At 73.4% G+C, this 9025-nt stretch carries 8 protein-coding genes and 1 pseudogene; 6 read left to right on the top strand and 3 right to left on the bottom strand.

All coding sequences use genetic code 11. The features are described 5' to 3' along the window. Window positions 1–214: pseudogene (locus tag ACTHMS_RS24215) on the top strand (hypothetical protein); the annotation flags it as partial. Window positions 215–453: 239 nt separating this feature from the next. Continuing rightward, window positions 454–900, top strand: coding sequence for a cupin domain-containing protein (locus ACTHMS_RS24210; RefSeq protein ID WP_440309216.1), 447 nt, complete (start codon window positions 454–456; stop codon window positions 898–900). Window positions 901–917: 17 nt separating this feature from the next. Here the strand turns inward: ACTHMS_RS24210 and ACTHMS_RS24205 are convergent, their stop codons facing one another. Together ACTHMS_RS24205 and ACTHMS_RS24200 are read right to left on the bottom strand one after the other, a co-directional pair. Further along, window positions 918–1280 carry a VOC family protein gene (locus tag ACTHMS_RS24205; protein WP_440309215.1) on the bottom strand — a complete coding sequence of 121 codons (363 nt, stop codon included), beginning with the start codon at window positions 1278–1280 and terminating at the stop codon, window positions 918–920. A gap of 50 nt (window positions 1281–1330) precedes the next feature. Beyond that, the gene (locus ACTHMS_RS24200) at window positions 1331–2953 is read right to left on the bottom strand and encodes an IPT/TIG domain-containing protein (protein ID WP_440309214.1); all 1623 of its coding nucleotides are present in this window, start codon (window positions 2951–2953) and stop codon (window positions 1331–1333) included. 271 nt (window positions 2954–3224) lie between these two features. Here ACTHMS_RS24200 and ACTHMS_RS24195 point away from each other — a divergent pair, with 271 nt between their 5' ends. From ACTHMS_RS24195 to mgtA, 4 genes are read left to right on the top strand one after another with little or no spacing between them, the layout of a single operon-like run. Further along, a complete protein-coding gene (locus ACTHMS_RS24195; protein ID WP_440309213.1) occupies window positions 3225–3815 on the top strand; it encodes a LemA family protein in 591 nt (196 codons plus the stop codon). 9 nt (window positions 3816–3824) lie between these two features. Next, window positions 3825–4760, top strand: a complete 936-nt coding sequence (locus tag ACTHMS_RS24190; protein WP_440309212.1) for a M48 family metallopeptidase — start codon at window positions 3825–3827, stop codon at window positions 4758–4760. Continuing rightward, on the top strand, window positions 4760–5950 hold the full coding sequence (locus ACTHMS_RS24185) for a glycoside hydrolase family 3 N-terminal domain-containing protein (protein ID WP_440309211.1): 1191 nt from the start codon (window positions 4760–4762) through the stop codon (window positions 5948–5950). Before ACTHMS_RS24190 ends, ACTHMS_RS24185 begins: the two co-directional genes overlap by 1 nt. Further along, entirely contained in the window at window positions 5947–8661 is a 2715-nt protein-coding gene (gene mgtA, locus ACTHMS_RS24180; RefSeq protein WP_440309210.1) for a magnesium-translocating P-type ATPase, read from the top strand. Before ACTHMS_RS24185 ends, mgtA begins: the two co-directional genes overlap by 4 nt. Here the strand turns inward: mgtA and ACTHMS_RS24175 are convergent. After that, window positions 8612–8800, bottom strand: coding sequence for a hypothetical protein (locus ACTHMS_RS24175; protein ID WP_440309209.1), 189 nt, complete (start codon window positions 8798–8800; stop codon window positions 8612–8614). The genes mgtA and ACTHMS_RS24175 overlap by 50 nt on opposite strands. Window positions 8801–9025: the final 225 nt, after the last annotated feature.

Genomic DNA, 9025 nt, shown 5'->3' with positions numbered 1-9025 from the left:
CAGCGTCGACGACGGGCACCTGGCCTGCGTGTTCCACCACCGCTGGGCCCGAACCCACGGCTGGGAACCGGTCATGGTCAACGGCAGGGTCGGCTGGCGACCACCAGCCTGGCTCGACCCCGAACGGGCACCCAGGTTCAACCGGCTCCGCCGCCGCCTCGACCCCACCGACCTCACCGGCATCGACACCGACAACGACCCCGACCTCGACTGATCGCGCCCCGAGCGAGGGGTGCTGTCGTCGCACCCGGCGGGCCGACGCCATCGACCGCCCGAGAACGACGTCTCCGCATCAGCAGCATGACCATCCCGGCGGGTCGAGCGCATCGACCGCCTCGGCGCGGTCGGTGTGCCCGGTTGCATGCGACGAGCGGTCTTGACACGGCATGACGTGGCACTCGACGATGCCGCCCTGATCACCGTCGTGACATCGAAGGGACAGGGTTGAGCGTCATGCGTCCGGAGCCAGGTCTCGTGCTGGAGAACCCTGCCAGTGGTACCCGCACGACGTTCACCGCGACGGCGGCCTCGACCGACGGTGCCTACGTCGAGGTCGAGTCGACCTACCCTCCGCACGGCCCGCGGCCTCCCGTGCACCACCACCCGTCGCAGACCGAGGAGTTCACCGTGCTCACCGGGGCGCTCACGGTCGTCCGGGACGGGGAGACGTTCGTGGCCGAGCAGGGGACGTCGTTCTCGGTGGCGCCGGGGCAGCGGCACCAGATGTTCAACGAGGGCGACGTCGAGGCCGTCTTGCGGTGGCGTACGAGCCCCGCGCTACGGACCGACGAGATGTTCTGCGCGGTGTGGCAGGTGGCGCACGACCACGACTGGCGTCCCGACCCTGCCGACGTCTACGAGGTCGTCTGCGGATTTGCCGCGGAGTTCCAGCTGGGCTGATCGGCCGTCCGGTCGGCTCAGGCCTGCTGGAACTCGAGGCGGTTGCCGAACATGTCGGTGGTGTGGAAGCGCTGCACGCCGGGGATCTCGCCGTCCGCGCGCAGGCACTGGTGGCCGGCGGCCTCGAGCCGCTGCTGCATCGCCTGCAGGTCGTCGGTGAGCAGGCACGGATGTGCCTTGCGGGCCGGGGCGAACGGTGTCTCGACGCCGAGGTGCAGCACCGCCGCGCCGGCCACGAACCAGCAGCCGCCGCGGCCGGCGAGGGCCGCCGGCTTCGGCACCTCGGCCATGCCGAGGACGCCGCCGTAGAAGGCGCGCGCCGCATCCTCGCCGCCATGCGGGATGGCGACCTGCACGTGGTCGAACCCGATGATCGCCATGGAGCGCCTCCGATCTCTTGACATCAAGATATCGCAGGTGGCGCAGGGCGTCAGCCGGTGTAGGTGAAGGCGAGGTGGTTGCTGCTCGCGCCGTAGTGGGTGATCACGGTGATCGGCACGACGCCCGGCGAGCCGGCAGGCGTGGTCACCGTGAGCACCGTGTCCGACAGCACGTGCACGTTGCCGCCGAAGTGCCAGCCGAAGGCGACACCCACCCATGGCCCGGCCGTGAAGCCGGTGCCGGTGACGGTGATCGTCGTGCCACCGCTGCTGGGCCCGGACGCCGGCGTCGCGTCGGTGATCGTCGGCGCCGCAACGTAGGTGAAGGCGTTGGCATCGCCGGTGGTCGAGGTGCCGCCCGCCGTGGTGACCCGGACGTTCACCCGCCCGGCCGCGTGCGCCGGGGTGACGACACGCAGCGATGTCGGCGACAGTTGCGCCACCTCGAGCGCCGGCATCCCGCCGAAGGTCACCGTCGACTGCGCGGTGAAGTTCTGGCCGGTGATCGTCACGTCCTCGCGCCCGCCGGTACGACCGGTCGTCGCCGAGAGACCCGAGACGACCGGTGCGAGGCCGTGACCGCTGGTCGGCGGCGTCGGGATCGGCGTCGGGATCGGCGTCCGCACGGGCGTGGGGGTCGGCACCGGCGTCGGGCGCGGCGTCGGGGTCGGGGTCGGGGTCGGCCGGGGCGTCGGGGCGGGCGTGGGCGTGGGCTTCGGGGCCGTGCCGCCGTAACTGAAGACATCGGCACCGGACGCGGGCGACACGCCCCATGGCCCGGCGACGCGCAGGTGCACGCGTCCAGCGGCGTGGGCGGGCAGCGTGATCGTCACCCGTGTCGACGACACGACGCGGTAGCCGGTATAGCGGGTCACGCCGCCGACGATCACCGAGGTCGCGTCGCTGAGATTGCGTCCGAGCACCGTCACCGTGCTGCCGCCGGTCGGGCCCGACGTGGCCGACAGGCCGGTCACGACCGGCGCCGCGCCGGCGCGCAGCGACATCGGCCGGGTCGCGCCGCGGTAGGTGCCGACCGCGAGGTACCGCAGCGGCGTCGTCACCACCGGGTGGCCCGACTCGTACGCCTGCACCACCGTGCCGTTGCCGATGTACATCACCACGTGCCCGATCTGGGCGTTCGGGCCGGGGGAGAAGAACATCAGGTCACCGGGCGCGAGCTCGGCCATGTTCGGGTGGAACCGCCCGGCGACGTCGTGCTGGCTGGCGGCGAAGTGCGGCAACGACAGGTACGGGCCCCAGCCGTAGAGCGCGAGCCCGGAGCAGTCGAACCCCCAGACGTGGCAGTCCATCGCGCCGCCGCCACCGTCTCCCGAGTAGCAGGCGCCGTAGGTCGGACCGGTGCGGCTGCCGCCGTCCCACGAGTAGGGCAGGCCGAGCCAGGCCGTCGCCCGGCGCGCGGCCGAGCGGCCCATGGCCGCCGTCCAGGTGGCCGACCGCGGCGCGATCGCCACCGACTCGAGTGCCGCGGCCTTCGCCTTGAATGTGGCGTCGATGCGCTGTTCCTGGCGGGCGGTCCAGCCGCCGTTGATCGGGACGTCGAGTGCGTTGACCTTCGGCGTCGCGGTCGACGCGACGGCGGCGGGGACGCAGGACGCGAACGTGGTGGTCAGCAGCAGGGCAAGGGTGAGCAGCAGTCGGCGGGACGCAGACACGAGGGTGGAACTCCAAGTCGATCAACACGCCCGTCGGGGTTCGAGCGCGGACAGGTACACGTTCGGCAGCGGGTGCCGCGTCCTGAAGTGTTTTCGATCAAGACATCACGACGGTGTCACGGCAACGACGGGTGCTGTGTCGGCCGATCGGTCAGGCGTGCGGCATCGACCTGCCCGGGACGGGGCGGGGCGAGCACGTGCCGTTCGGCCGTGGGTGGGTGCCGCCGTGCTGCCTAGCGTCGGCGTCGACGCGCGGAGGGGGTGCGGGCGGATGACGGCGGTCTGGGTGGTGCTGGGCGTGTTCGTCCTGGTGGCGCTGCTCGCGGTGCTGCTGTTCAACGGGCTGGTGCGCAGGCGCGCCCGCACCGCCGAGGCGTGGGCGCAGATCGACGTCGAACTCGAACGGCGGCACGACCTCGTGCCGCGACTGGTCGCGACGGTGCAGGGCTACGCGGAGCACGAGCGCACGACGTTCGAGACGGTGACCGCCGCCCGCGCCGACGCGGTGGCCGCCGGACGGTCCGGCGACCCGACGCGGGTGGCCTCGACCGAGAACGCGCTGTCGACCGCACTCCGCTCGCTGTTCGCGGTGGCCGAGAACTGTCCGGCACTGCAGGCCGTCGGCGCGTTCCGCGACCTGCAGGAGCAGCTCACCGCCACCGAGGACAAGCTCGAGTTCGCTCGCCGCCACTACAATGTGAGCGCGCGCGACTACAACGCCGCACTGCTCACCTTCCCGCGCAACCTCATCGCCGGCGCCCTGCACTTCGCGCCGGTCGGCTACTTCGAGGCCGCCGGCGCCGACCGGGCAGCGCCGGACGTGTCGTTCGACGCCGGCCGGCCGCGACCCGGCCCGCGGTGAGCGGACGCGATGGAGGAGCAGATCGCCCGCAACCGACGGCGCAGCATCGCCTGCGTCGTGGCGTTCGTCGTCGTCTGGGCCGGCGTGGGAGGGCTCATCGGCTGGCTCGTCGCGGTGCTCGCCGGACGCCCTGCCGGTGTCGCCGACGACGATGCGATCACCGGTGTCGGCATCGCGACCCTCGCCGCCCTGCTGGCGGCGGCCTTCTCGGTGCTGTCCGGAGCGCGACTGGTGCTCGCCGTCGCGGGCGCGCGGCCGTCCGACCCCGCCCGGTTCCCCGTGCTGAACGACGTCGTCGCCGCACTGGCCGTCGGCGCCGACCTGCCCATGCCCGCCGTCTACGTGGTCGACGACCCGGCGCCCAACGCGTTCGCGACCGGGACGAGCCCCGACCGCGCGGCGGTCACGGTCACCACCGGGCTGCTCGCGGTCATGGACCGTGAGGAGCTCGAGGGCGTGCTCGCCCACGAGCTGAGCCACATCCGCAACTACGACACCCGCCTGCTGCTCGTGGTGACCACGCTCATCGGCCTCGCCGGCCTGCTCGCCAGCATGCTGTGGCGCAGCACCTTCTTCGTCCGGGGCCGTGGACGCGACGCCGGGCAGGTGACCGCGGTGCTGCTGCTCGCCGGTGCCCTGCTCGCCATCGTCGGCTTCGTGGTCGGGCCGCTCATCCGCTTCGCGGTGTCGCGGCGCCGTGAGTCGCTCGCCGACGTGAGCGGGGTCGAGCTGACCCGCAATCCGATCGGCCTGCTGCGCGCTTTGCGCACCCTGCAGGCCTCGGACGTGCCGTCCGAACGGATCAACCACGTCACGGCGGCCCTGTGCATCGACGACCCGCTGCAGCATCACGCGGGGGCGGTGCACCGGCTGTTCGACACGCACCCGCCGCTGGCCGAGCGGATCGCAGTGCTGGAGGCGCTCACCTACGGATCGGCGGTCTGATGACGAGGCGCAGCGCGCTGCTGGTGGCGCTCACGATGACGCTGGCCGCGTGCGGCGCGCCGAGTGCGACGACCGGGCCGCAGCACACGGCGGCGCCGAACAGCGCGCCGACGCCGACGCCGACGCCGACGCCGCGTCCGTCGCCGGCGCGCGCGGGCACGGCAGCTTGCATCCACGAACGGGCCTGGCCGACGTGGCGGCTCGCCGCGCAGACGGTGGTCGTGCCGGCGCAGGAGACGGCGGTCGACGCCGTCCGGCCGGCCGTCGCCGCAGGTGCCGGTGGCGTCATCCTCTTCGGCTCGTCCGCGCCGACCGACCTCGGTCGGCGGCTCGCCTCGCTGCGCGCGGTCGCGGTGGGGCAGGTCGGGCTCACCGTGCTGACCGACGAGGAGGGCGGGGGCGTGCAGCGCATGGCGAACCTGGTCGGCGCACTGCCCTGGCCCAGGAACATGGCGCGCACCTGGACGACCGCGCAGATCACCAGCCGGGTCGCGACCGTCGCGCGTCGCATGGCGGCCGCCGGTGTCGACACCGACCTCGCGCCGGTGGTGGACGTCGACGGCCGGGACGTGCCGCCGAGCGCTTCCGACCCGGACGGATGGCGTTCGTTCGGCGGCTCGACCGCGGTCGTGACCCGCGACGGCGTCGCCTTCGCCCGCGGCCTGCTGCGCGGTGGCGTCACGCCGGTGCTGAAGCACTTCCCGGGACTCGGCGGCGCGACCGGCAATACCGACGAGGGTGCCGCGCGCACCCTGCCGTGGGCGCGGCTGCAGGGCATCGGGCTACCGCCGTTCGTCGCCGGGATCCGCGCCGGCGCGCCGGCCGTGATGGTCGCGAACGCCGTGGTGCCCGGCCTCACGCGGCTGCCCGCGACGCTGTCACCGGCCGCGATCACCGGCGTGCTGCGCGGCCGGCTCGGCTTCCGCGGGCTCGTGATCACCGACTCGCTCAGCGCCGGCGCCGTCTCGGCCGCCGGGTTCGGCGTGCCGCGGGCAGCGGTGCGGGCGATCCGGTCCGGCGCCGACCTGGTGCTGTACTCCGCCGGCACGCCCGCTGCGGCGATCGCGATGTTCCGGCGGGTCGTGGCGGCGGAGACGGCGGCGGTGGCCCGCGGGTCGCTGACCCGGGCGCGACTGGTCGCCGCGGCGCGCACGGTGCTCAGCACCCGCCACGCGAACCTCTGCCCGTGACCGGGACGCGGGTGCCGGCAGTGGCGACCGGCGTCGCGTCGCCCGCCGCGCGTGCCGACGGCCTCGCCATCGCCCGGGCCGCGTCGTCCGAGGCGGACGACGTGCTGCGGCACCTCGCCACCGACGCGGTGCACGGCCTCCCGGCGGGCGAGGTCGCCCGGCGCACCGCGCTCGTCGGCCCGAACTCGGTGGCGTCGCACCGGGCGCGGTGGACGGCGGTGCTGTGGCACCAGCTGCGCTCGCCGCTGCTCGGCCTGCTCGTCGCGAGCGCGGTGGCCTCGGCCTTCGTCGGTGAGCGCAGCGACGCCGTCATCATCTGCGTGATCGTCGCGGTCTCGGTCGGGCTCGGCTTCGTCAACGAGTACCGCGCCGAGCGCAGCGCCGAGGCCCTGCACGACCGCGTCCGGCACCAGGTCGTCGTGCTGCGCGACGGCGCCGCCGTGCGTGTCGACGTCACCGCGCTGGTACCGGGCGACATCGTCGAGCTCAGGCTCGGCGACATCGTCCCCGCGGACGTGCGGCTGCTCGCGGTCACCGGTCTCGAGTGCGACGAGTCGGTGCTCACCGGCGAGGCGGTCGCGGTCGGCAAGCGCGTCGAGCCGGTGGCCGCGGACGCGCCGCTGGCCGAGCTGGCCTGCGCCGCCCTGATGGGCACCATCGTGCATGCCGGCTCGGCGACGGGCATCGTCGTGGCCACCGGGGTGAGCACCGAGTTCGGGCGGGTGGCCGCCGGGCTCAGCACGCACCACCTCGACACCGAGTTCCAGCTCGGCCTGCGCCGCTTCTCGATGCTGCTCGTGTACGTCGGGCTGTCGCTGACGGCGGCGATCTTCGTCATCAACGTCGTGCTCGCCCGACCCGTGCTCGACGCCCTGCTCTTCTCGCTGGCCATCGCGGTCGGCATCACGCCACAGCTGCTGCCGGCGGTGGTGTCCACGAGCCTCGCCGCCGGCGCGCGCGGGATGACCCGCCGCCAGGTGCTGGTGAAACGACTCGTGTGCATCGAGGACCTCGGCAACGTCGACGTCCTCTTCACCGACAAGACCGGCACGCTGACGGTCGGCCGCACCGAGTTCATGCGTGCGGTGGCCGCACCGGGTGCCCATCGCGACGACGTGCTGCGGTGGGGGCTGCTCTGCACCGAGACCGACCCGACGGTCGACGCGGGGATCGGCGGGAACGCGCTCGACCGGGCGCTGTGGGAGTCGCCGGCGTCGCACGCGCGCCGAGCCGAGCTCGGCGCGTACACCCGCCTCGGCGTACTGCCGTTCGACCACGACCGCATGCTCGTGTCGGTGACCGTCCGCGGGCCCGACGTCGCGCCGACACTGGTGACGAAGGGGGCGCCCGAGATCGTCCTGTCGCGCTGCACGCAGGTGGCGCCCGAGACGCGAGCCGCCCTGGACGCCGAGTTCCGCGCGGGCAACCGCGTCGTCGCCGTCGCGACGCGGGCGGCCACGCACCCGGGACCGCCGGTGGCAGCGGACGAGCGCGACCTGACCCTGCAGGGCTTCCTCGTGCTGCTCGACCCGCCGAAGCCCGACGCCGCGGCGGCGCTCGAGCGGCTGCGCGGTCTCGGCATCACCGTCAAGGTCGTCACGGGGGACAGCCCGACCGTCGCCGCCACGGTGTGCCGCGAACTCGGCCTCGGCGACGCGTCCGCGCTGACGGGGCAGGACCTGGATCGGCTCGACGACACCGAGCTGGCCGCGGCCATCGCCCGCACGACCGTGTTCGCCCGGGTCAGCCCCGAGGACAAGGCGCGCATCGTGCGCGTGCAGCGGCACGCGGGCGGCGGCGTCGCGTTCCTCGGCGACGGCGTGAACGACGCGCTCGCCCTGCACACCGCCGACGTCGGCATCTCGGTCGAGTCGGCGACCGACGTCGCCAAGGACGCCGCGGACGTGATCCTGCTGCGCAAGGACCTCGACGTGCTCGCCGACGGCGTGGTCGAGGGGCGCCGGATTTTCGCGAACACGATCAAGTACGTGCTCATGGGGACGTCGAGCAACTTCGGCAACATGTTCTCGGCCGCTGCGGCGTCGCTGTTCCTGCGCTTCCTGCCGATGCTCCCGGCACAGATCCTGCTCAACAACCTGCTCTACGATGCGAGCCAGCTCGCGATCCCGACCGACCGGGTGGACGAGGAGCAGCTGCGCTTACCGTCGCACTGGGACATCGGGTTCATCCGGCGCTTCATGCTCGTCTTCGGCCCGCTCAGCTCGGTGTTCGACCTCATCACCTTCGTCCTGCTGCTCGAGGTGCTGCACGCCGGCGCACCGGAGTTCCGCTCGGGCTGGTTCGTCGAGTCACTGGCCACCCAGACGCTGGTGATCTTCGTGATCCGGACGCGCCGGGTGCCCTTCACCCGCAGCCACCCGAGCGTGGCGATCACCGCCACGGCGCTGACGACGGTGGTCGTCGGCGCCGTGCTGCCCGCGACACCACTGGCCCACACCCTCGGCTTCCGCGCGCTACCGGGGCGCTACTACGCGGCGCTCGCCGGCATGGTCGTCGCCTATCTCGTGTGCATCGAGGTCGCGAAGCGCTGGTTCTACCGCGCGGCCGTGCCCGCGGTCGCCCCTGCGCCGCGCGCCTACGACCACCGCCGGCACCTGGCCCGCCGCGCCGCCCGGTTCAGCCACCGGGGCGGTGGCGGCGTCACGTACCGCGCAGCACGACCACTCCGGCGAAGGCGACGGCGAGCGTGAAAAGCAAGGTGAGCGCGACGATCGCCAGATCGCTCACATGGCGACGCACGGCCTCGCCGAGGAAGGTCGCCCACATCGACCCCTGCGATCCGGGGAACGCCGTCGTGCGTGTCGGTCCGCCGCCGTCTGCGCCGTCCATGATTCCCCCTCCGCCGTGACCACCCGGGGTCCACCGTCGCGCCGATCGGCCGGACCGCACAGGGACCTTCTTCGCGGCTGCGTCCCCGACTGGTGCCTGACCCGCCCGCGAGGCGTCGCGGTTACAGGGCGAAAAACCGGCCACGATGGGGGTGAAAAAGTACGACTAGCCCGCCCGCCCAAACGCCCACACGCGAAACGACCCCCAGATCGCCCCCCACCCCTT

Origin of the sequence: Jatrophihabitans sp. (genome assembly GCF_051960575.1) — a bacterium.
GTDB lineage: Bacteria > Actinomycetota > Actinomycetes > Mycobacteriales > Jatrophihabitantaceae > JBQCEE01.
Note: the sequence above shows the minus strand (reverse complement) of the source record. Positions and strands in the feature narration are given on the sequence as shown.

What these genes read in the sequence shown, in the direction of transcription:
- ACTHMS_RS24210 (WP_440309216.1), top strand. Translation starts at nt 454, where the DNA reads ATGCGTCCGGAGCCAGGTCTCGTGCTGGAGAACCCTGCCAGTGGTACC.
- ACTHMS_RS24205 (WP_440309215.1), bottom strand. Translation starts at nt 1,280, where the DNA reads ATGGCGATCATCGGGTTCGACCACGTGCAGGTCGCCATCCCGCATGGC.
- ACTHMS_RS24195 (WP_440309213.1), top strand. Translation starts at nt 3,225, where the DNA reads ATGACGGCGGTCTGGGTGGTGCTGGGCGTGTTCGTCCTGGTGGCGCTG.
- ACTHMS_RS24190 (WP_440309212.1), top strand. Translation starts at nt 3,825, where the DNA reads ATGGAGGAGCAGATCGCCCGCAACCGACGGCGCAGCATCGCCTGCGTC.
- ACTHMS_RS24185 (WP_440309211.1), top strand. Translation starts at nt 4,760, where the DNA reads ATGACGAGGCGCAGCGCGCTGCTGGTGGCGCTCACGATGACGCTGGCC.
- ACTHMS_RS24175 (WP_440309209.1), bottom strand. Translation starts at nt 8,800, where the DNA reads ATGGACGGCGCAGACGGCGGCGGACCGACACGCACGACGGCGTTCCCC.